Consider the following 22,230-nt stretch of genomic DNA (forward strand, 5'->3'; position numbering starts at 1 on the left):
TCGCGTTGTCGCGGCTTAGCGAAGTTGCCAATGCGCTTCGGCTCAACCGTCAGCGGTTGGGAGGCGCGGCTTGGCCGCGCGGGCGACCAGTCAGCCGATCCATCGCAGGTGGGGCGGGCGGCGCGGGACCGACGCGATCGGCGTGGCCGAATAGCCGATGATGATCGGGGCTACCGGGACGAAATCGTCCGGAATACCGAGCGCTTGCTTGCCCTCCGGCGTCTCGAGCCATCGCTGGGCAAAACCGATCCAGCAGGATCCCAGCCCTTTTTCGTGAGCGGCCAGCATCAGGTTCTCCGCCGCCAGGGTGGCATTTTCAATGGCCCATGCTCCCTCGCGCGCCGAGATGGTGATGAGCGCGGGCGCATGGTAGAAAATATGGAAGCTCGGACTCTCGAGGCTCTCGTGCAGATGTTCAGGAAAGGATCCGCTCGGCATTGTCTCAATCATATGAGCTTTGGCCATGGTGGAAATCTTGTCGAGCAGCTGCCTGTCCTGAACGATGGCGAAATCCCAAGGCTGTTCGTTGATGGCGCTTGGAGCTTGAATGGCGGCATCGATCAGGCTCTCGATCACGTCCTTGGGGACAGGAGCTTCGCTATAGGCGCGGGTCGCGCGGCGCCCGTAGATCGCTTCGGTCAGCTCCATGTGATGCACTCCGCAGCATTTGTTCCGTCCGATTCCGCTGACCCACGTACAGCTCCGTCCCGCGGTTCTTCGGTCACTCAGATTCGATTGGAAATCGGCTCTCTCCAATCCGTATAAGAACGGAGTGTCGATGCCTTCCATGGCATTAGAATGGACTTGGGACTCCATTTTTTGGCAGCTGTCAGGATGGCCATGATCGACGCGGCAGTGGCGATACGCGAGAAGCTTTCGCGTGTTGTCGCGAAGGTCTGACCCATGAAGGGTGGCCTCCTCGTCCGGGAGATCGCCCCCTTTTATGCCTCGCTGGCAGTTCTCCTCGGCGTAGCCTTGCTGCTCGATGCCATACTGCACTTGTTCGATGCGGTGTGGATCGGCCGCTGGCTCGGCATTCCCGGGCTATTGCTGATCCTCGGCTCGTTCGGCCATTCGCTGCGCAAGCGCAAGATCATCCGCAGCGGTAATCCGATCAAGTACCTGAGGTTGCACGAGCGCATGGGCTGGGCGGGATCGCTGCTCGTCCTCGTGCATGCCGGAATTCACTTCAACGCGGTGCTGGCCTGGCTGGCGGTGGTCGCCATGCTGATCAATGTCACGAGCGGCCTGACCGGGAAATATCTGCTCCAACGCGCGCAACGCTGGCTCCGCGAAGCTCGGACACAAATGCGTGAGGCGGGAGCGGAGAGCGAGGAGATCGAGCTCAAGCTCTATTGGGACAGTCTGGCCTTCGACCTGGTGAAGCAGTGGCGCAAGGTTCACCTGCCCATCGCGCTCGCTTTCGCGGTGCTGGCCTTGGCGCATATCATAGCGATCTTCCTGTTCTGGAACTGGCGATGAGCCGCTGGTGGCTCTGGACCGCGATCGGGCTGTTTCTCGTTGCGGTGATCGCCGCGGCTCTGTTGCAAAAATCGTGAAGCTTGAGCATGCTTGGCGGAGATTGGACGGACGGAACGATGACGGATTTCAAGTGGCGCCATTTCCAGGGTGATGTGATCCTGTGGGCGGTGCGCTGGTATTGTCGCTATCCGATCAGCTATCGCGACCTTGAGGAAATGCTGGCGGAACGCGGCATTTCGGTCGACCATACGACGATCTATCGCTGGGTCCAGTGCTACGCCCCGGAGATGGAGAAGCGGCTGCGCTGGTTCTGGCGGCGTGGCTTTGATCCGAGCTGGCGCCTGGATGAAACCTACGTCAAGGTGCGGGGCAAGTGGACCTACCTGTACCGGGCAGTCGACAAGCGGGGCGACACGATCGATTTCTACCTGTCGCCGACCCGCAGCGCCAAGGCAGCGAAGCGGTTCCTGGGCAAGGCCCTGCGAGGCCTGAAGCACTGGGAAAAGCCTGCCACGCTCAATACCGACAAAGCGCCGAGCTATGGTGCAGCGATCACCGAATTGAAGCGCGAAGGAAAGCTGGACCGGGAGACGGCCCACCGGCAGGTGAAGTATCTCAATAACGTGATCGAGGCCGATCACGGAAAGCTCAAGATACTGATCAAGCCGGTGCGCGGTTTCAAATCGATCCCCACGGCCTATGCCACGATCAAGGGATTCGAAGTCATGCGAGCCCTGCGCAAAGGACAGGCTCGCCCCTGGTGCCTGCAGCCCGGCATCAGGGGCGAGGTGCGCCTTGTGGAGAGAGCTTTTGGCATTGGGCCCTCGGCGCTGACGGAGGCCATGGGCATGCTCAACCACCATTTCGCAGCAGCCGCCTGATCGGCGCAGAGCGACAGCCTACCTCTGACTGCCGCCAATCTTTGCAACAGAGCCATCGCCGCGGCCTTCCTCTGGCCGCACGCGATGGTCAGTCCCGGCAATCTCCGGCCTGAGCATGCCGCGCTGGAAGACGACTGCTTTGCCTGCCACGTTCCCTTCCGCGCCGTGTCAGCTGAGCGATGCATCGCGTGTCACAAGGTGGCCGATATCGGCAAGCGCACGACCAGAGGTCTGCCCATCGGAAATGACCGTCTCATCCCGCCCTTCCATCAGGCATTGACGGAGAAGAATTGTCTAGCCTGCCACAGTGATCATCCCGCTCCGCGCCTGACAGCGGAATCTCCGAAGTCGTTCGATCATGCGCTGCTGACGCCCGTCATGCGCGGCCAATGCCAGGCTTGCCATCGGGCGCCGCAGGACATGCTGCATCAGGGCTTCAATCTGCCTTGTGCGCAGTGTCATCAATCCACGGGCTGGGAGCCTGCAACCTTCGATCACAGCCGTTATTTTCTGCTGGACGACGATCACCGCGTAGCCTGTGTCACCTGCCACACCGGACAGAATTACCGGCGCTACACCTGCTACGGCTGTCATGAGCATGCGTCCGCGCGCATCAGGGCCGAGCATGAGGAAGAGGGCATTCGCAACCTCGACAATTGCGTTCGCTGCCACCGCAGTCCCCATGGGGAGCCAAATAAAGGCGAAAGGCGGGAGGGCCGCGGCAGAGAAAGGGACGATTAGAGTGATTTCGAGCCAGATGGAATCATCTGGCGACTCGGAAATCACGGCAAACAAAAGAAAAACGAGCGTTGATCCGGTTCAATCTGAACCGGATTCACTCTAGCTCCGCGTTCAGCGGGATCTCGATAGCCGATTGGGTTGCCCGGCGGTGGCCGCCCGCCCAACTCACTACCGTTTCCGGCTTCAACGCGCTGAGTACCAAGGTCAGATTTTGATCACTAGACAGCTCCGCCACTAATTCGCAAAGCTGCTTAGCTGAAGGGTCGGCCATCCCGGCAGGTCCGTAGGCTTACGTAATTCGTGGCCGTTTTGAAGCCTTTATGGAACCAACAACAGGCAACGAGGAGCGGCCAGTGGTTTTGCCGTCGACTCCCGAAAGGACGGAAAAATCTCCCGGTGATGCACCCGGCCAATGGGCCGAATTATTCGCTTACCCTACATCCGCGACCGTCGCGGCTCTCACAGGGGGCCTGTCGCCATCGTCGCTGGGTGACGCAATTGTCGACTGGGCGATCCATCTCGCCGCATGTCCAGGCAGCCGGATTCATATTGCCGCCCAAGCTGCCCGCGCGTTCACAGCGCTCGCCAGCTATGGCTGGCAGACTACTCTGTCCGCGGGCGAAGCCAGGCCCTGTATCGCTCCTCCAGCGGACGATCATCGTTTCGACGATCCTTCTTGGGGGGTGTGGCCCTTCAATCTGATTCATCAATCCTTCTTGTTGAGCGAGAGGTGGTGGGATGCCGCGACGTGCGATGGCCTCGGGGTCACCGCGCGGCACGGGGCGATCATGCGTTTTTCTGTCCACCGTATGCTCGACATGTTTGCACCCTCGAACTTCATAGCCGCCAACCCGGTGCTCCAGCGGCGGATGTTCGAGACCGGAGGCAAATGCCTGATCGACGGCGCGGCAACCCTGATCGAGGACTGGCGCCGCTTTATGGAAGGAGAACGGCCAGTCGGCGTCGAAGCCTATCGTCCCGGTTTCGAGGTGGCAGTCACCCCGGGCAAGGTGGTTTATCGAAACGATCTTATCGAGCTCATCCAATATGCGCCAACAACACGGTCTGTCCGTCCGGAACCTCTGCTGCTCGTTCCGGCCTGGATCCTGAAATATTATGTGCTCGACCTGTCTCCCGAAAATTCGCTGGTGCGCTGGCTCGTCGAGAACGGGCATACCGTGTTCATCATCTCATGGCGAAATGTCGGCGAAGACAGCCGGATGCTCGATCTGGAGGACTATCGGCGGCAAGGTGTCATGGCGGCGCTCGACGCGATCACCGCGATCACGGGCGCCGACAAGATTCATGGGACTGGCTATTGCCTCGGGGGAACTTTGCTCACGATCGCAGCGGCGGCGATGGCGCGGGATGGCGATGATCGCCTTGCGTCCCTGACGCTGTTCGCGGCGCAAACCGATTTCAGCGAGCCAGGCGAGGTCGATCTCTTCCTCGACGGGGCGCAGCTCGATTTTCTGGAAACAATGGCTCGCTCGCATGGCTATCTCGACAGCGGGCTGATGAGCGGCGCCTTCCAGGCGTTGCGCTCGAACGATCTCATCTGGCCCCATTTCGTCCGCGACTATTTGATGGGCGCGCGCGAGCCGATGAGCGACCTGCGAGCCTGGCACAGCGACCGTACCCGTGTGCCTATTGCCGCGCACAGCCAGTATCTCCGCTCGCTGGTCCTTGGGAACGATCTGGCCGAAGGACGGTATCGGATCGGCTGTCAGCCACTCACTCTCGAAGATATCCGGGTGCCGGTCTTCGCGGTCGGCACTGAAGGCGACTATGTCGCGCCCTGGCGCTCGGTCTACAAGATCGATCGGCATGTGCAGGGCGAGGTAACATTCCTGCTCGCCACCAAGGGTCACGATGACGGCATTGTGTCCGAGCCGGGCCAGCCGGATCGATCCTATCGAGTGCTGACGCGCGCCGCGAAAGCCGATCACCTTGATCCTGAAGCCTGGCTGGCCCGGACGCAGCCCCAGGTAGGCTCATGGTGGCCGGCGTGGGTGAGCTGGATCGATCGGCACTCGAGCGGCCCGGCTGCGCCGCCATCGCTCGGCGGCCCGAACGCTGGGACGCTCGGCAACGCGCCGGGCAGCTATGTCCTCGAAAGCTGACGGGAAGGTCGCGACCAGGCCATCGGGTGAATGGCGGTCCTGGTGTCTAGGCATCTTCCTTGTGGCGGCGCTGGCCGGTGCGGTGCTGCATTTCAGCGAAATCGAGAATTTCATCTGGCTTATCGCCTGCGTCCATTCCTGCTGGTTCGCTCTTTCCTTTCTGCTCGGGCTTCCGATCCCCGCCCGAGATGACGGCCGGTTGGTCTCACCTTTGCGCGTTTATCACAGGGTCGCAAATCGTGCGGCTGTCGCGGCTCGCCCGAACGCCCGACCTCAAACGTGTGCTCCGGCGGCTTCCTCCGGCTCGGCGATAGCGACCGGCCACGGCGTCAATATCAGATCGCCTCGTCCCTGTGCTGGTTGATCCCCAACCCCGCAACCCGCCCAGGCGCTCTGCCAATCCTGCCAAGCCTCAGCAAACCCTTCCGTGACTTCCAATCTCCATTCTTGGAGATCGGCGATGACATCGTCCCATTGGCCGGGGCGAACATCATCTCCGATGTCAGTGCGACCCAGTTCAAACGTGCGGCGTAGAACAATTCGACCTTCCGCATCGCATTCGGTCAGCACTTTCTCGCCGATCTGCCCCAATCGCTCCAAGGCAGCGCGAGACCTGTCCGCCAGCGTCAGTGCGAGACGCACATTGGCTTCGGTGAGGGTCGCAACCGCCGTTAGCGGCCAGTTCAACAGGTCGAGTTCCCCGTTGCGCGTCGATACAACCGAGCCAACATTGCATGAGCGTGTGACGTTTTTATCCATGGCGTGCCTCCTTGCACGGCGATTATTCCATCGCGCTCGCTCAGGTCTTTACGTGCTTTTCCGCAGGACGCTTGGATCGGCCTGCTATGATCGGTCCGAAGGCTGTTCGTGCAGGACATAGTCGAAAACGTCGCGTCGGGCATCATCGAACGTGCACGAACGCGACTGGCTTCTGCCCGGTCCCGACAATAGGTAAACATCCTAGATGCGAAAGCTCCGGGAGTGGGCCATTGCTTGACGATATGCTCAAGCAGATCCTTGCCATCGTTAACACAGGCGTCGCAGAGGAGCAGTTCCTGACGAACGCCGTGCGCCTTGCACGCCTCCACAATGCCGGTTTGACCGTGATTGCTCTCTCGTCGGTCTCCATGCCGAACGGCGACTTCTCGGTTAGTTCACCGGTGGTGAGAGAGGAACTGATTGCAGCGGTCGAGGCCAAGGGCGAAGAAATCGAGAAGCGCGCCCGGATCGAGGGCTTCGAGCTGCAAACTCTGCCTCAAGATTCGGCTGCGCAGCTTGCGAAAATCCCGATAGAAGCCCGTTATGCTGATTTGACGCTCCTTGCTCCGATCTCCGGCTACAGCAATCCTCGGCTCCGGCGTCATCTGTTCGAGGCTCTCGTACAATCCTCTGGGCGTCCCCTCCTCGTATTGCCGGGCGAGTGGAAACCTACATTATTCGAGCGCCTTGTCGTGGGTTGGAATGCCTCATGGGAAGCCTCCAGATCGCTTGCCGACAGCCTCATGCTCGCCGAATCAGGTGCGCAGGTGGAGGTGGTCACCGTGGACGCCCGGGAAACGCTGACGGATCATAGCAAGCATTCCAGTGTTGATATCATCCGCTATATACGCCGTCACGGGTTTGCCGCCCAATTCCACGATCTTCCCTCCGATGGCCGCAGCGATGCGGCGGCGCTGACCGACTTTGCGGCGGCTCAGGGGGCGGACCTCCTTGTGCTGGGCGCGGCCATTCATTCCCGAATGCACGAACTGCTATTGGGAGGAGTAACCCATGATTTGCTTGGCGGCGCGAAGATACCCATTCTGTTCAGCCGCTGAGCCCGTTTTGGGAGATGTGGTCCCATCTGGCGGCAATTCTGTTCGATTTCAGGCGCCGGCTGCGTCTGCGGTCCATGTGGCAAGGTCAACTCATTGCGGCGATCTGCCCGCCAAGCTTTTGTCGGGGCCATGCCTGTGAGGCGTTGGCGGGGAGTCAAGCAATATCTCGCTCATTGGAATTCGGGAATCTACGGATTGGACCGGGTCCGTCGGGTTGCAATCCTTCGCAAGGAATCAGCGGCCGAGCCTTCAAAGGCTGTTTGCGGTCCCGATTTGGCTGAAAATTCCCTTGAATGGCCGCAGGATGCACTTGGCGGCCTAGCGTCCGGGAGTAGTGCCGATGCCCTTGTTTCCCGCCGCCTTGATTTCCTGCATAAGGGAGGGGAGGGCACCCTGTGTCGCTGAAGTCGAGGCCGTAGCTCAGCACATCTGGGACGACGCCTATCGCATTTTGACAGGCCTCGCATGGCAAATGGTCGATCCTCGGGATCCTCGGCACGGCTGGATGATGAACGTAGCTCGGCTCGCGCTTTGCGGCGCAGACGGCGCGCTTTCACAGCTTTTTTCTCGGAAGATACCGAACCCTGCCGCTTCTACGGCAACCCTGCTTCAAAGGAAGCTCGTCCGATCGTGAAGCTGTACTCCGGCGCGAAAACCGATACCCCGTCGGGCCTCATTTGCTACGTAGCATTGCGGATTACTGACCAAGTCCTTTGGCACCATGAGCAAATGCCGATGGCCTCGGGAGTACGCGTCCCTAAAAGGTGGGTTTCTCGGCCTCGCTGTGCCTGGAGGCTGATGATGTCCGATGATCTGGAGATGACTGGTCTGTTCCGGCAACCAATCGCATCCTTGTACAGTTGCCTGGAGCCTACCGCGCTCCCACCTCGCGCAATGTGAGCGCAGCCTGTGGTGGCGCCCGGAAGCAGCCCCTCAGTTCAAAACTCGTCCGCGCAGGCTGATTTTGCAGTTCGCACATTGGCTCGCGGCTTCGAGCTTGTCGCGCGCGGGGATTGGACGGTGCTGACGCTCGGTAGCGTTCCTGCCCGGCTGGAGCGCGAAACCGGCAGGCACGGAGGGATGGCGGCAATCAACGTATCGGAATTAGGACGAGCCGACTGCGCCGGGGTCTACGCGCTGCTCGGCTCTGTCGCCAAGGGCGTCGCGATAGAATTCGATCGCGAGGATTTACGCAGGCTCGCGGACATCGTGCAGCCTGCGCTAGAGGGCGCGCCTGTCGCGGCGCGCGCCGACCATGGAATCAAGGCGTTTTTCGAGCGGCTCGGCAGAGCTATCCTGGCCGAGGGAATGGAAGCCTATCATGCCCTCGCCTTTGCCGGGCAACTGGTCATGGCCTTGATCCGAACGATCGCTCACCCGCGCCGGCTGCGCATAACACCGCTTGTGGCGATCATGGAGGAAGCGGGTCTCGACGGCATTCCGATAACCATGATCATGACCTTCTTCATCGGCGCCGTCGTCGCGCTGGTCGGCGTCAACATCCTTGTCGAGTTTGGAGTGTCGATCTTCACGGTTGAGATGGTCGGGGTGGGGATCCTGCGCGAATTCGGCGTCGTCATCGCCGCCATCCTGCTCGCGGGACGTTCCGCATCGGCTTTCGCCGCGCAGATCGGCGCCATGCGGATGAACCAGGAGATCAACGCCATGCAGGTGATGGGCGTCGATCTGTTCGATGCGCTTGTCGTCCCGCGCGTTCTTGCAGCGCTGCTCATGATGCCGCTGATGACATTCTGCGCGGATGTCGGCGGTATCATCGGGGGCCTGCTCGTCAGTTGGCGGACGCTCGATATCAACCCCGTCTTCTTCATCAACCGCATGCTCGAAATGGTCGACATCAAGCATTTTTGGGTCGGTATGAGCAAGGCTCCCTTCCTTGCGGTAGTGATCGCCGCCACGGGCTGTCGCCAGGGCTTCATGGTGGGGGGCGACACCGGCAGCCTCGGCCGCCGTGTCACCGCCGCGGTCGTTCAATCCGTGTTTCTCATCATCATGTTCGACGCGATCTTTGCGATGATCTTCACGGAGCTGGATCTGTGAACGATGGAGACGCCCCGCTGGTTCATGTGAAGGGCCTGCGGACCATATTCGGCCCGAAGGTCGTTCACGATGGCCTCGATCTTGATCTGAGGCGCGGCGAAATCCTGGGCGTGGTCGGCGAATCGGGTTCCGGCAAGTCGGTCCTCCTCAACACCATATTGGGTCTCAAGCAGCCGGACGCGGGGGAGGTCTCGGTCCTTGGCCACGACGTTTTCGATCCCGATCGCAAGGCCGACATCGAGCGCCGGATCGGCGTCATGTTCCAACAGGGCGCGCTGTTTTCGGCGCTCTCGGTTCAGGAGAATGTCGAGGCCCCGTTCCTCGAACATGCCGATCTGCCCATCGCCTTTGTCCGAACCATGGCAGCGTTGAAGATCAAGCTTGTCGGTCTTCCCGATAATGCCGGCGCGCAGATGCCGGCCGAACTCTCGGGCGGCATGCGAAAGCGCGCCAGCGTTGCCCGGGCGATCGCGCTCGATCCAGAACTGCTGTTCCTGGACGAGCCTACTTCGGGCCTCGACCCGATCAGCGCCAACGCATTCGACGAGCTTGTCCGCGCGCTGCGCGACGCGCTCGGCCTCACCGTCTTCATGATCACGCACGACCTCGATACACTGTACACGATCTGCGACCGGGTCGCGGTGCTGGCCGACAAGCGGGTGATCGCCCTGGCTCCGCCCAAGGAGATCGACCACTCCGCACATCCCTGGATCAGGGCCTATTTCGGGGGGCCGCGTGGACGTGCGGCACGGGAGGCGCACTGATGGAGCGCCATGCCCGCTATGCGCTTGTCGGCCTGCTGTCGATGGTGATCCTCTTCGCCGCGATGATCTTCATCGTCTGGCTGGGGCGCACCGATCTCAGCCGAAGCTATGACGAGTATCGCATCGTCTTTGATGGGCCCGTCCGCGGTCTTATCGAGGGAGGAGACGTGCAGTTCAATGGCATCACCATGGGACGGATCCAGCGCATCAGCCTCGATGAGCACGATCCCGGCCACGTCCTCACCGACATCGAGTTTCGGGCTGGAACGCCGGTCCGTACCGATTCGGTCGCCATGATGGAGACTCAAGGCATCTCCGGCGTGAACATCATTCAGGTCACCGCCGGGTCGGTGCATCGCCCGCTCTTGATGAAGGTGCCGCATAGCGGTCGGCCCGTCATCCAGAGCAGTACCGATTCCCTGACAGCGCTTTCGTCCCTTTTTCCGGGAGGCGGCGAGATGGTGCGAAGCGCGACCGAGACGCTCGACCGGATCAATCGGCTTCTCTCCGACCGGACCATTTCCGATCTGGCCCAGACCGCACATGACGTGCGCCTGACCACAGGCGCGATTGCCGCCAACCGCGAAATGTTCTCCCATGCTTCCTCAACGCTCGCCAAGCTTGACGATGCAGCAACCGACATCCAGCACACGGCTGCCTCGATCCGGACCATCGCCGATGGAGACGGTCGCCGGACGGTTTCGAACATCGCCGAGGCAGCCGATGAGCTCAAGCTCGCGATCCAGGACGCGCGTCGAACGCTGGAGAAAATCGACAGCCAGAGCCAAAGAATTTCGACGACCACGCTGCCCAATGTCGACAGCACATTGGGCAGCATTCAGCGGGCGGCAGACTCGCTCGACCGGTTGCTTCGCGAGGTTCGCCGGAATCCCAAGGGTATTCTCGGCAGGGCGAACGAACAGGAACTGGAGCTCCGCCCATGACGATGCTCCGGCCCGCCGCAATCCTACTTCTGCTGATGCTTTCCGGCTGCGCCGGCTCACTCCTGGCGCCCCAAAGGCCGGTTGCACTTTATCGGCTGGAAGGCGCGACGATCTCGCCAGCCGCTTCACCAACCTTTGTCGAGCGACGACAGACCATACGCCTCAGGGTCAGCTTCGCTGCCGAGATCGACGACGACAGACTGCTCGCAATCCGGGGACGGCGGGCGATGTACCTCAAGAGTGCGCGGTGGATCGCTTCGACGCCAGAGCTGTTCCGCAAAGGCATTGAGCAAGCCTTCGCCCGTCGGGCGCCTTGGGCTATGCTCGATTCCTCCCGCCAGCCAGCGAACATCGACTATACTTTGGAGCTGAGGGTCGATCATTTCGAGGCAGTCTACGCCGAAGCCACGGCGGCCGACGCCCCGCCGGTTGTAAGACTGGATGGAGAGGCCCGGCTTTTTCGAGGGGATGGCGGAGTGCCTCTCGCGGCCTGGCCGGTGGCAGCCCAGGCGCCTGCAAATCAGAACAGGATCGGTGCCATCGTGGATGCCTTTGGCATCGTCGCCGACGGATGCTTCGACCAGGCCGCCGCGAAGACGGCGGCGCTTATTGCCGGTGCGTCAAGCGGGGCTGGATCGACGCAATAGCTGATGGGTTGCGCCTATTGCGAATGCAAGCCGCCGGGGCCCGCTACAGCGAAAAGTCCTTCCCGAGATAAAACCGCCGGACATTCTCATCGTGGACCAGCTGCGCAGGCGTGCCTTGCGTAAGAAGCATACCTTTATAGAGGATATATGCCTTGTCGACGAGTTCCAGCGTCTCCCTGACATTGTGATCCGTGATCAGGACACCGATATCGCGCCTCTTCAGGTCACGAACCATCTTCTTGAGATCGGCGATGGACAACGGATCGATGCCGGCAAAAGGCTCGTCAAGCAGCATGATGGTGGGATCTGCCGCCAACGCCCTTGCAATCTCGCAGCGCCGCCGCTCACCGCCGGAGAGAGATTTGGCATGCGCGTTTCGCAGAGGCTCGATGCGAAATTCCTTGAGCAGAGCATCGAGCCGCTGCTGGCGCAGTCCTTTGTCCGGCTCTCTTAGCTCGAGCACGGCTTCAATGTTCTCGGAAACGGTCATCCCCCGGAATATCGACGGCTCCTGCGGAAGGTATCCCAGTCCGAGAAGCGCGCGCCGATACATGGTCAGGCGGGTCACATCGACGCCGTTGAGCAGAATTCGTCCCGCGTCAGGCTGGACGAGACCGATGATCGCATAGAAGCATACAGTCTTTCCTGCACCATTGGGGCCTAGCAATCCGACAACCTGGCCATGAGCGACATCGAGGGAGACATCGCTTAAGACCTTGCGCCCATCGTAGCTTTTCTCGATTGCGACGACCGAGAGTCCGCGGGTAGCAGTTGTCTTCGGTTCTTCGGACTTCTCATGCACATATGGCATTCCCGGCGGGACTTCAGGTCGTGCCATAGGGTCGGGTGACGTCGGCGTTCTTCGCAAGCTGTCCGCAGCAGGGCCGCTGTTCTCATAAGTAGAGATTTCAGTCATGGTCCTTCGAGGCACAGGGCGCATTGCGGGGCAGACCCCGTCCATCTCACCATCGGGCGAATAGTGGAAGGGCCAAGGGCGGTCTTTACGTAGTTCCTCTCGTCGAGCCCCGCGCTAGAAAGCGTCGGACCATCGCGATGTGACGCTGGCAGCCGTGATCGCCGGAGAGCGGCTGATCCTGATCTGCCAGCTTCAGGAAAGAGCGCACATGCACCGACCAAGAGCTTCTGGCGCTATTCGAAAATGCGGTTCCAAGCAGGTGGACTCCGGATGGGGTGGTTCCTTGCTGATGCGGAGTTTCGACCGAATCAATTCTCGTCTAGGTCGGTGGACCGCCCCCCTAGCCGCAGCGCGCAAACCCGTAGCATTCGCCCCAACGCCGCGCGGTCGGATTCCGATAGGTCGGCCAGCATATCTTCTTCGATGGCGTAGACGATCCTGTTGGCCCGGCGAAGAATGTCGCGCCCGGTGGGCGTCAGCCGCGCCTCAATGATGCGTCCATGACTCGATGACGCCGACCGGACGACGAAACCGGCCTGCACCAGGCCGCTGATCAATCCCGTCACGGTCTGCGGTGTGACAAAGCAGCGACGGGCCAGGTCCGCCCCCGACGCAACCTTCGCATCCTGCAAGGCGACCAGAAGCGCGTACTGGGCGGTAGACAGCCCCAGCGCGCGCAAGTTCTGATCCATTCGAGTCCGCAAACCATGCTGGGCCTGTTTGAGGATATAACCCACGCGGCGCGTGATGTGGGCGCTTGTCAATATCAGCTTCCTTATATAATATCAAAAACCTGATATTATAGGCGGGAGTTCGTTATGACTAGCAACGCGTTTTCGGAGAGCGAACTCACTCGCCTTCTCTTCTCTGCCAAAGCTGCGGCCTACGTCAGCCCCATGACTATCACCGCGTGGCAGGAAGAGGAGCGTTCGGATTTCATCCTGGTCGACGCGAGAAAGCGTCACCCGATGCCCGCCAAGAAGATCGTCGGCGCGCTATGGATACCTGAACCCGAGATGGCCGATCGCTGGGTCGAATTGCCGAAGGATAAGCTTATCGTCCTCTATTGCTGGGACACTTGGTGCAGTCTGGCGACCTCGGCGGCGCTGGTCTTGCTAGAGCACGGCCTGCGCGTGAAGGAGCTCTACGGCGGGGTCGCCGCTTGGGAAACTCTCCGACTGCGGGAAGACGAGATGCCACGCGCCCCAGCAGGCGATCAACAGGAGGGGAATGGCAAGGAAGCGGCCGAACAGCACCGGGTCGGCGCCCAAACGCGCCGCCAACTCGAAGGGCTGCCGGTAGAGCCATAGCGAGACCGAGTGCCAATAATCGGCCATCAGATCATGCCCGAGCAGTGCGTGATCGGTTACGGTTCGCGTTCGTCAGGGTGTCGTCAGCAAACTCCTCTATGAAAATGCCGAAGGAGACGGTGATGCTTATGGCACGTTCGGTTCACGGCGACACATTCACGGTCTGGGATGCACCGCTCAGGCTTTTCCACTGGCTGCTGGTCGCCGCGATCGCGGTTGCCTTCCTTTCCTCGGAAGGAGACAATCCCATCGCCGCCTGGCACATAGCAGCGGGCTGGATCGCCGCCGTTCTGCTGGTCTTTCGTCTTGTCTGGGGCTTCATCGGCGGCGAGCACGCCCGCTTCGCCAATTTCCTGCGCCCATCCGGCCTGTTCTCGCACATCCGGGAACTCATGACCGGACATCCGGAGCGCACGATCGGCCACAACCCGCTCGGAGCGCTCGCCGTTGTGGTGCTTCTCATCGTGACCGGCGCCGTGCTGTGGACCGGCATCAGGGTCGATGCGGGGCAGCCCGACGAGGATCTGCACGAGACGCTTGCCTATGGATTGCTCGCACTCATCGCCATCCATGTCGCGGCGGTGGTGCTGATGTCGGTTCTCACGCGCGAAAATCTCGCGCGCGCCATGGTCACCGGCCGCAAGAGCCTGGCGCAGCATCCCGGCGCGCGTGATGCCCGCGGCCCGGGCGCGATGGCGCTGCTGCTCGCCGCCGCTGTGATCGTGGCGACAACATTCGGCGTTCTGCGCTATGATCCTGCCGCGTTCGTCCCACATGCGCCTGGCGACGCGAAGGAAGGACATGAGATCGAGGGCAAGGCTGTCGACCGAGGCGGGGACGTTGATCGGGATTGAGGCTGTCTCGCTGGATCCGACTACAGGATACTTTGCATCGCGGATTTTCCGATCGCCGGTCCCCTGGTTTCAGGTCGGCCCGCGGATGCCGAAGACTTGCGCCTGACCATGCCGCGAAAGCCAGCGTAGATGCGTGTTCTTGTCGTCGAGGACAATGGCCGTCTGGCAAGGCTGGTGGCGGATGGTCTCCAGCGCCGGGGGTTCTCGTGCGACATTGCCGGGTGCCTGTCGGAGGCGGACGCCGCGATGGACGAGGCCGCCTATGATGCGATCGTGCTCGATCTCGGCCTGCCGGACGGCGACGGCATCGACTGGCTGGCCAGCCGGCGTCAGTACCGGCAGATGCCGCCGGCAATCGTCCAGACGGCGCGCGGCGCGCTTGAGGATCGGGTGACCGGGCTCGACGCCGGCGCGGACGACTATGTCGTGAAGCCCGTGGAGATCGACGAGCTGGCAGCACGCATCCGCGCGCTGCTGCGCCGCCCCGGGCCCCGTGTACAGACGGTGCTCGAGACGGGCGCGCTCCGGTTCGATACAGCCACGCGCACGGCGCGCCATGGGGACAGGGACATCGAGCTTTCCCGCCGCGAGGCCGACCTGCTGGAGCTGCTGCTGCGCCGCGCGGGCAGTGTCGTGCGCCGGGAGACGATCGAGGACGCGCTCTACAATTTCAGCGAGCCGGTGACGCCCAATGCGGTGGAAGCGGCGATCTCGCGCCTGCGCCGCAAGCTCGATGACGCCGGAGCCGGCGGCGCCCTCCACACCATCCGCGGCGTCGGCTACATGCTGAAGGACATCGCGGCGTGACCTATCGGCGCTCGGTGTCGCGCCGGCTCGCGCGCGGGCTGGGCCTGGTCGGGTTCGTCGGCACGTTGCTGCTGCTGGCCGCGGTCGTGTTCTTCTACAGCCTCACTTTCGCCGATCTGACGGCCGGGGATGCCCTGATGCGGGCAGTGCGCGAGATGCTCGAGCATGTCGCGCTTCCGGTGATCGTGCTGATGGGGCCGGTGGCCTTCGTGGGCATGCGCGTGATCCGGCAGGCGTTCGGGCCGCTGGAGGAGGCCGCTTGCGCCATCGAGGCCGCGCGCGGGCATGAACGCGGTTTCCGCATCGATACCTCGCACATGCCCGCCGAGGCGCTGCCGTTCACGGACGCGGTCAACGACCTGCTTGGACGGCTCGACGACGCGGCCACGCGCCAGGAGGCTTTCGCAGCCGATGTCGCGCATGAGCTGCGCACGCCGCTTGCCGTGCTGTCGCTCGAGCTCGACCGGTTCGATCATGCCGACGCCGTGCGCCTGAAGGGCGATGTCGCCGCGATGCGTCGTCTTATCGACCAGCTCATGCTGCTGGCCCAGATCGACGCTGCTACAGCCGCGCAACTGGCGCCGGAACCTGTTTCCCTCGCCGATCTTGCTGGCGATGTTGTCAGCTATCTTGCTCCCGCCATCATTGCGCAGGGAAAGACCATCGCGCTCGACCCCGGCGAAGGAGCCACGATCGTTCCGGGTCGGCGCGAGGCGATCGGCGCGGCCCTGCGCAACCTGATCGAGAATGCCGTCCGCGCGACGCCCGCGGGTGGGGCCGTGAAAGTCCGGGTCGGGCCGGGAGCGGTGATCGGAGTGCGTGACGAGGGACCTGGCCTCTCGTCCGAACGGCTGCGCGACCTCGTGCGGCGGCACAGCCGGGCCGACCATGCGAGCAGAGATGGGGCAGGGCTCGGTCTTGCGATCGTCGACCGGATCATGACCGCGCATGGCGGAAAGCTCGCCACGGATCCAGCCGAGCGGGAACTGTCGTTGCGCTTTTACGACGCCTGATTGCTGCATCGCGGCAAAGATTTCGGTCCCGTCAGCGTCTCGTCAGTTTCGCCCGTTAGGCGGGACCCGTGTCGAAACGAAATTATGTCCTTGCCGGCGTCCTCGTGGTCGCGCTGACGCTTGCCGGTCTCTGGTGGTTCACCACCGGCTCCGGCACGGCGCCGCCTGTCCCCAGTCCCAAACCCCCAGTAGCCGGGCAGGCGGCGCCGGGCATTCTTTCCGTCGACAGCAGGCAGGCTGCGCAGTTCGGCATCCGCCTCGCACCCGCTGCCACGGCGGGCGAGGCGCCGCTTGCCACCATTCCAGCGGTGATCCAGCCCCCCGCCAATGCCCGCGTGGCGGTAGCCGCGACCTTCCCCGGCGTGGTGGTGCGGACGCTGGTGGTGGAAGGCGACAGTGTCCGGCAGGGGCAGCCGCTTGCGGTCATCGCCAGCCGCGAGGTGCTGACCATCGGTGCGGACCTGACCCGTTCGAATGCGCGGCGCGGTGTCGCGGAGGCCAATGCCGCGCGGTTGTCGCAGCTCAGCCGCGAGGGCATCATCGCGGGCGCCCGGGCCGACGAAGCCAATGCCCTTGCGGCCGAAGCCCGCGCGGACGTATCCGAGAAGGCGCGCATCCTGCGCATGACCAACGGCCATGGTGGAAGCGGCACCTATACGCTGACGGCGCCGATCGCGGGCCGGATCACGACCAGCACCATTCAGGCGGGCAATCCGGTCGACGGCACGACCGCGCCCTATGTGATTGACGCAACAGGCCGGTACGAGGCCGTCGGCCAGTTGCCCGAGCGCATGGTGGGCGTGATCCGCCCCGGCATGGCGGTGCGGATTTCTCCGGGCATCGTCGGCCGTGTGACGGCTGTGGGGTCGACGATCGATCCCATGACCCGTTCGGCCAGTCTCAAAGCCGAGATACCGGCCGGCACCGGCATTGTCGCGGGGAAGGCGACCAGCCTGTCCGTATTCGGTCGCGCGCCGGCAGAGGCGGTGAGCGTGCCATCGACAGCTGTCGCGGCGATCGACGGCAAGATGGTCGTCTTCGTCGCTGCGCGGGGTGGTTTCGTGGTCCGCGAAGTGACGAGCGCCGGCTCCGGTGAAGACCGGGTCATCCTGCTCTCCGGCGTGAAGCCGGGCGAGCAGGTTGTGATCGTCGGCACGAGCGCGCTCAAGGCGCTCGCGACCTCGCGCTAGGGCTTCTCCGATGCTCCGCTCGCTGGTCGCCAACGCGCTCTCCTATCGCCTGCTCGTCCTCGCGCTGGCGCTGGTTACCGCCGGGCTGGGGGCTTGGGCCTTCGTCAACCTGCCGGTCGATGCCTATCCCAACATCGCCCAGACGCAGGTCAAGCTCATCCTCAAGGCGCCGGGCATGACGCCCGAGGAAGTGGAAAGCCGGGTCATCACGCCGATCGAGATGGAGATGCTCGGCATCCCCAACCAGGCGATCCTGCGCTCAAGTGCCAAATATGCGATCGCCGACATCACCATCGATTTCACCGACGGCACCGACATCTACTGGGCGCGCCAGCAGGTCGCCGAGCGTCTGTCGGGCGTGATGACCGATCTGCCGGCATCGGTCAGTGGTGGTCTCGCGCCGATCTCGACGCCGCTCTCGGACGTCTACATGTTCACGATCGAAGGGCCGCTCGGCCTTCAACAGAAGCGCGAGCTGCTCGACTGGACGATCCGGCCAGCGCTGCGCACGGTGCCCGGCGTCGCCGATGTCAATGCGCTCGGCGGCTATGTCCGCACTTTCGAGGTGCGGCCCGATCCCGTTGCGTTGGCGAGCGCAAAGCTTTCCGTGGCGGATCTGCGCGGCGCGATCGAGAGCGGCAACCGGAATGACGGTGCGGGCCGTCTGACGAGCGGCGAAGAAGCCCTGATCGTGCGCGCAGTGGGCGCCATTCGCACCGCCGAGGATTTGCAATCCCTCGTCATCGCCAGCCGCGACGGCCGTATCGTCCGATTGGGTGATGTGGCGACTGTCGGAACCGGGAGTCTCACCCGCTACGGGGCCGTCAGCAAGAACGGCAAGGCCGAAGCGGTCGAGGGGCTGGTCATCGCCCTGCGCGGCGCCGATGCGCGGCAGGTGGTCGACGGCGTGCGGGCCAGGCTCGCCGAAGTCCAGAAGAGCTTGCCCGCCGGCACGCATGTCGATGTCTTCTATGACCGTTCGGACCTGATCGAGCGTGCCGTCGGCACCGTGGAGGAAGCCCTGCTCGAGGCCACCGTCCTTGTGGTGGTGCTGCTCATCCTGTTTCTGGGCGACTGGCGCGCGGCGGCGATCGTCGCGGTGACGCTGCCGATGGCGGCGCTCATCACCTTCCTGTTCATGCGCGGCATGGGGCTGTCCGCGAACCTCATGAGCCTCGGCGGGCTCGCCATCGCCATCGGCATGCTGGTCGACGGCGCGGTCGTGGTGGTCGAGAATATCGTCGAGCGGCTGGGGCGCTCGCACGAGGAAGGCCATCCGCGCCTCAATCTGGTGTTCCAGGCGGCGAGCGAGGTCATCGTTCCGGTGTCGGCGGGCATCCTCATCATCGCGCTGGTCTTCTTGCCGCTGCTCTCCTTGCAGGGGCTGGAAGGAAAGCTGTTTGCGCCAGTCGCGCTCACCATCGTCTTCGCGCTGACCGGCTCGCTGCTCCTCGCTCTCACGCTTGTCCCTGTCCTGTCCTCACTCGGCCTCAAGAGCGGCCATCATGGCGAGCCGTGGGTCATGCGGCAGCTTTCGCCACGCTACCGGCGGCTGCTGGAGGCCGCGTTCGGGCACAAGCGCCTCGTCTATGTGCTGTCGGCGGCCGGGCTCGTAATCGCCGGCATCGCCTATGGCGCGGTCGGCAAGACGTTCATGCCGACGATGGACGAAGGCTCGGTGATCGTCCAGCTCACCAAGCTGCCCTCGATCAACCTCGACCAGTCGGTAAAGGGCGACATGGCGGCCCAGCGCGCGCTGCTTTCCGTCCCGGAGGTGCAGGACGTGATCGCCCGCGTCGGCGCCGACGAGATCGGCCTCGACCCGATGGGCCCCAACGAGACCGACAGTTTCGTCCGTCTGAAGCCCCGCTCCGAATGGAGGGGCGACAAGGATTTCGTCGTCGAGGAAATCCGCAAGGCCCTGGAAGGTCTCCCCGGCATCCAGCCGAGTTTCACCCAGCCCATCGAAATGCGCGTGTCCGAGATGCTGACTGGCGCGCGCGGCGACCTCGCCGTCAAGATCTTCGGGCCGGACCTTGCGACATTGTCCGACCTCGCTGGCCAGATCCAGCATGTGCTGTCCGGCGTACACGGCGCAACGGAAGTGATGACGGTCGCGAACGATAGCGTCGACTATCTCCAGCTCGACATCGACCGCGCCGCCGCCGGCCGGTTCGGCATGCCGGTCGACCAGATGGAGGACGCGCTGCGCGCCCAGGTCGAGGGCGTCCGGGCCGGCGTCGTGGCCGAGGGCCAGAAGCGCGTGCCCATCGTCATCCGGGGAGACGAAAGCCTGCGCTCGGACCCCGCGCGTTTCGCCGACCTGCAGCTGCGCACGCCTGAAGGCGTCCTCGCCCGCGTCAGCGACATGGCGAAGGTTCAGCGGACCGAGGGGCCGGTCAAGCTCGACCATGAGAACGGCTCACGTTTCGCGCTGGTGCAGGCGTTCGTCTCGGGCCGCGACCTTGTGGGCTATGTCGACGAGGCCAGGGCGGCGGTGGCGGCCAAGGTCAAGCTGCCGTCCGGCTACCGGATCGTGTGGGGCGGGCAGTTCGAGAACCAGCAGCGCGCCTCGGCCCGGCTGATGCTGGTGATCCCGGTGGCCTTGCTGCTGATCTTCTTTGTCCTGCTGGGAACGCTGCGATCGCTGCGCGCCTCGGTCCTCATCCTGCTCAACATCCCCTTCGCCATGGTGGGCGGCGTCGTCTCGCTCTGGGCGTCGGGCGAATATCTCTCGGTGCCGGCCTCGGTCGGGTTCATCGCCCTTCTTGGCATCGCGGTGCTGAACGGGCTCGTGCTCGTCGCCTATTTCCGCCAGCTTCGCGAGGAAGGCCGCAGCATGACCGAGGCGGTGCGCCTGGGCGCCGAGCGCCGCCTACGCCCTGTCCTGATGACTGCCAGCATCACCGCCTTCGGCCTGGTGCCGCTGCTGTTCGCCAACGGGCCCGGATCGGAAATCCAGCGGCCGCTTGCGATCGTGGTCATTGGTGGTCTCCTAACCTCCACCCTGCTGACGCTGATCCTCCTGCCGATCCTGTTCGAGCGCTTCGGGGAAGGCGCCGAGGAAGCCGGCGATGCCTGACATCCTGCTCACCTTTCATTGCGCTGCTCGCGACATGGACATTCTCATCGCAGCGATCCGGGCGGTTGCGCCAGCACCCGTCCATATCACCGAAAAGACCGTGCGCGGCCGGGATTTCGGCGACGCCAGCACGGCGGAGCAGGTCGCCGGTCGTCTTCAGCGCAACGCGCTGGAGCTGATCGTCGGGGAGGAGGTGCTGCCCGATCTGATCCGCGCTGTCACCGAAGCGAAGCGCGACCTGCCGGTGCGCTGGCATGCGGTTTCCGTGCTGACACGCGGGAGGATCGCATGAGGCGGGCCTTGCATTTGCTGACGCTTGCATCGCTCCTTGTGGCGGCTCCCGCATGGGCGCAGCGAGTGGACCTGCCGCCGGCGGAAAAGGTCAACGAGGTGCTCGACAATCACCCGATTGTCGCGGCTGCGGCCGAACGCGTGGCGGCCGCCCGCGCGCATGGCGACATGCTCCGCCGCGGCCCACATGAGGTGGCGGTGACGGGCAGCTACATTCGCCGCACCGTCGATCGCGAGGGCGGCTATGACGAGTTCGATACGACGATCAGCCGTCCGTTCCGGCTTCCCGGCAAGGCATCGCTCGACCGCGAGGCCGGCGCACTGGAGGTTGAGGTCGCCGAAAATCGCATGGAAGATGCGCGCCACCAGACCGCGCTCATGCTCTCCGGCCTCTGGCACGACTGGCTGACAGCGGGGACGCACTACCGCAACGACCTGGACACGGTGGCGAGCCTGGAACGGGCGCTCGCCGCCCTGCGCCGCCGGGTGTCGCTGCGCGATGCTGCAGCGCTCGATCTTGATCAAGCCTCGGCGGCGCTTGCGCAGGCGCGCGCCCAGGCGTCGTCATCGCTCGCAGCGCGCGAGCAGGCGCGCGTCACCCTGGCCGCGACCTTCCCCGATCTTCCACTGCCCACCGAGGCGCCCGCGCTGGCCGAGCCCGTTCTTCCGTCCCAGGGCCTGGAAGGTATGCGCGATCTGGTGATCGAGCGCAGCCATGAGATCCGCGCCGCCGACCGCGAGGCCCAGCGCCTCGGCGTCGTCTCGCGCCGCGTCCGGGCCGACCGGATCGCCGATCCCTCGTTCGGCGTGCGCCTGTTCAGCGAACGCAGCGGCATGGAGAAGGGCGCGGGCGTGGTGGCCTCGATTCCGCTCGGCGGCGGCTATCGCCGGGCAGCCGCCGATCAGGCCTCGGCGGAAGCCGGCGCCGCGCGGCTCGAGCTGGCCAATGTGCAGCGCATGGTGGCCGCCACGGCCGATGCCGACCTGTCCAATGCACGCACCCGGCTCGAGGCATGGCGGAGCGCCGACGCCTCGGCGCGCAGCGCGGCCGATGCCGTGACCAGGACCGCGCGGGGCTTCGACCTGGGCCAGATTGACCTCGCCGACCTGCTTTATGCGCGGCGGCAGGCGAACGACGCCCGCCGATACGAGATCGACGCGAGATCGGAAGCCGACCGCGCGCTGCTCAAGCTGCAGATCGATTCCCACAGCATCTGGGCGCCCGATGAAGAGAAGGGACAATAGGATAACATCGGTCTGTGCCGGACGGCCGCGCGTGGCTAATTTCCTTAGCCGTCGGATGAACGCGC

Annotated in this window: 22 protein-coding genes; 17 read left to right on the plus strand and 5 right to left on the minus strand. The window is 63.7% G+C overall.

Features of this window, described 5'->3' with window-relative positions; translation table 11 throughout:
- Positions 1–90 precede the first annotated feature (90 nt).
- On the minus strand, positions 91–648 hold the full coding sequence (locus KNJ79_RS09030) for a nitroreductase family protein (protein WP_317153664.1): 558 nt from the start codon (positions 646–648) through the stop codon (positions 91–93).
- A gap of 255 nt (positions 649–903) precedes the next feature.
- Here KNJ79_RS09030 and KNJ79_RS09035 point away from each other — a divergent pair, with 255 nt between their 5' ends.
- The 3 genes from KNJ79_RS09035 (at position 904) to KNJ79_RS09045 (ending at position 3,104) form a co-directional block, all read left to right on the plus strand.
- Entirely contained in the window at positions 904–1,482 is a 579-nt protein-coding gene (locus KNJ79_RS09035) for a hypothetical protein (RefSeq protein ID WP_317153665.1), read from the plus strand.
- A 116-nt stretch (positions 1,483–1,598) separates the two neighbouring features.
- Positions 1,599–2,363, plus strand: a complete 765-nt coding sequence (locus KNJ79_RS09040) for an IS6-like element IS6100 family transposase (protein WP_001389365.1) — start codon at positions 1,599–1,601, stop codon at positions 2,361–2,363.
- Positions 2,364–2,447: 84 nt separating this feature from the next.
- Complete coding sequence (locus KNJ79_RS09045; protein ID WP_317153666.1) at positions 2,448–3,104, plus strand: cytochrome c3 family protein; 657 nt, start codon at positions 2,448–2,450, stop codon at positions 3,102–3,104.
- 94 nt (positions 3,105–3,198) lie between these two features.
- Here KNJ79_RS09045 and KNJ79_RS09050 read toward each other — a convergent pair whose 3' ends face one another.
- Positions 3,199–3,375, minus strand: a complete 177-nt coding sequence (locus tag KNJ79_RS09050; protein ID WP_317153667.1) for a hypothetical protein — start codon at positions 3,373–3,375, stop codon at positions 3,199–3,201.
- 49 nt (positions 3,376–3,424) lie between these two features.
- Between KNJ79_RS09050 and KNJ79_RS09055 the strand changes: the two genes are divergently transcribed.
- The gene (locus tag KNJ79_RS09055; protein WP_317153668.1) at positions 3,425–5,227 is read left to right on the plus strand and encodes a PHA/PHB synthase family protein; all 1,803 of its coding nucleotides are present in this window, start codon (positions 3,425–3,427) and stop codon (positions 5,225–5,227) included.
- Positions 5,228–5,500: 273 nt separating this feature from the next.
- On the opposite strand, the gene KNJ79_RS09060 is transcribed toward KNJ79_RS09055, so the two are convergent.
- Positions 5,501–5,986, minus strand: a complete 486-nt coding sequence (locus KNJ79_RS09060; RefSeq protein ID WP_317153669.1) for a hypothetical protein — start codon at positions 5,984–5,986, stop codon at positions 5,501–5,503.
- Positions 5,987–6,228: 242 nt separating this feature from the next.
- On the opposite strand from KNJ79_RS09060, the gene KNJ79_RS09065 reads away from it, so the two are divergent.
- The 5 genes from KNJ79_RS09065 (at position 6,229) to KNJ79_RS09085 (ending at position 11,457) form a co-directional block, all read left to right on the plus strand.
- The gene (locus KNJ79_RS09065; protein ID WP_317153670.1) at positions 6,229–7,044 is read left to right on the plus strand and encodes a universal stress protein; all 816 of its coding nucleotides are present in this window, start codon (positions 6,229–6,231) and stop codon (positions 7,042–7,044) included.
- Between the two features lie 1,020 nt (positions 7,045–8,064).
- Complete coding sequence (locus KNJ79_RS09070) at positions 8,065–9,102, plus strand: MlaE family ABC transporter permease (RefSeq protein WP_317153671.1); 1,038 nt, start codon at positions 8,065–8,067, stop codon at positions 9,100–9,102.
- A gap of 110 nt (positions 9,103–9,212) precedes the next feature.
- Positions 9,213–9,866 carry an ABC transporter ATP-binding protein gene (locus KNJ79_RS09075; RefSeq protein WP_317153672.1) on the plus strand — a complete coding sequence of 218 codons (654 nt, stop codon included), beginning with the start codon at positions 9,213–9,215 and terminating at the stop codon, positions 9,864–9,866.
- Complete coding sequence (locus KNJ79_RS09080; protein WP_317153673.1) at positions 9,866–10,810, plus strand: MlaD family protein; 945 nt, start codon at positions 9,866–9,868, stop codon at positions 10,808–10,810. Before KNJ79_RS09075 ends, KNJ79_RS09080 begins: the two co-directional genes overlap by 1 nt.
- Positions 10,807–11,457 (plus strand): ABC-type transport auxiliary lipoprotein family protein, encoded by a 651-nt coding sequence (locus tag KNJ79_RS09085; RefSeq protein ID WP_317153674.1) that lies wholly within the window; start codon positions 10,807–10,809, stop codon positions 11,455–11,457. The genes KNJ79_RS09080 and KNJ79_RS09085 overlap by 4 nt, the downstream gene beginning before the upstream one ends.
- 43 nt (positions 11,458–11,500) lie before the next feature.
- Here KNJ79_RS09085 and lptB read toward each other — a convergent pair whose 3' ends face one another.
- Positions 11,501–12,268 carry an LPS export ABC transporter ATP-binding protein gene (gene lptB, locus KNJ79_RS09090; protein WP_317153893.1) on the minus strand — a complete coding sequence of 256 codons (768 nt, stop codon included), beginning with the start codon at positions 12,266–12,268 and terminating at the stop codon, positions 11,501–11,503.
- Between the two features lie 413 nt (positions 12,269–12,681).
- A complete protein-coding gene (locus tag KNJ79_RS09095; protein WP_317153675.1) occupies positions 12,682–13,110 on the minus strand; it encodes a MarR family winged helix-turn-helix transcriptional regulator in 429 nt (142 codons plus the stop codon).
- 81 nt (positions 13,111–13,191) lie between these two features.
- Here KNJ79_RS09095 and KNJ79_RS09100 point away from each other — a divergent pair, with 81 nt between their 5' ends.
- The 8 genes from KNJ79_RS09100 (at position 13,192) to KNJ79_RS09135 (ending at position 22,165) form a co-directional block, all read left to right on the plus strand.
- Positions 13,192–13,683, plus strand: a complete 492-nt coding sequence (locus KNJ79_RS09100) for a rhodanese-like domain-containing protein (protein WP_317153676.1) — start codon at positions 13,192–13,194, stop codon at positions 13,681–13,683.
- Positions 13,684–13,781: 98 nt separating this feature from the next.
- The gene (locus KNJ79_RS09105; protein ID WP_317153677.1) at positions 13,782–14,537 is read left to right on the plus strand and encodes a cytochrome b/b6 domain-containing protein; all 756 of its coding nucleotides are present in this window, start codon (positions 13,782–13,784) and stop codon (positions 14,535–14,537) included.
- Between the two features lie 129 nt (positions 14,538–14,666).
- A complete protein-coding gene (locus KNJ79_RS09110; protein WP_317153678.1) occupies positions 14,667–15,344 on the plus strand; it encodes a response regulator transcription factor in 678 nt (225 codons plus the stop codon).
- Positions 15,341–16,357: a sensor histidine kinase gene (locus KNJ79_RS09115; protein WP_317153679.1), complete on the plus strand. Its 1,017-nt coding sequence runs from the start codon at positions 15,341–15,343 to the stop codon at positions 16,355–16,357. Before KNJ79_RS09110 ends, KNJ79_RS09115 begins: the two co-directional genes overlap by 4 nt.
- 68 nt (positions 16,358–16,425) lie before the next feature.
- Positions 16,426–17,547 carry an efflux RND transporter periplasmic adaptor subunit gene (locus KNJ79_RS09120; RefSeq protein WP_317153680.1) on the plus strand — a complete coding sequence of 374 codons (1,122 nt, stop codon included), beginning with the start codon at positions 16,426–16,428 and terminating at the stop codon, positions 17,545–17,547.
- A 10-nt stretch (positions 17,548–17,557) separates the two neighbouring features.
- Complete coding sequence (locus KNJ79_RS09125; RefSeq protein WP_317153681.1) at positions 17,558–20,629, plus strand: efflux RND transporter permease subunit; 3,072 nt, start codon at positions 17,558–17,560, stop codon at positions 20,627–20,629.
- Entirely contained in the window at positions 20,622–20,921 is a 300-nt protein-coding gene (locus tag KNJ79_RS09130) for a DUF3240 family protein (RefSeq protein ID WP_317153682.1), read from the plus strand. The genes KNJ79_RS09125 and KNJ79_RS09130 overlap by 8 nt, the downstream gene beginning before the upstream one ends.
- Positions 20,918–22,165 (plus strand): TolC family protein, encoded by a 1,248-nt coding sequence (locus KNJ79_RS09135; protein ID WP_317153683.1) that lies wholly within the window; start codon positions 20,918–20,920, stop codon positions 22,163–22,165. The genes KNJ79_RS09130 and KNJ79_RS09135 overlap by 4 nt, the downstream gene beginning before the upstream one ends.
- The last annotated feature ends 65 nt before the right edge of the window (positions 22,166–22,230 follow it).

This window comes from Sphingopyxis indica, from assembly GCF_032879645.1.
GTDB classification, from domain to species: Bacteria; Pseudomonadota; Alphaproteobacteria; order Sphingomonadales; family Sphingomonadaceae; genus Sphingopyxis; species Sphingopyxis indica.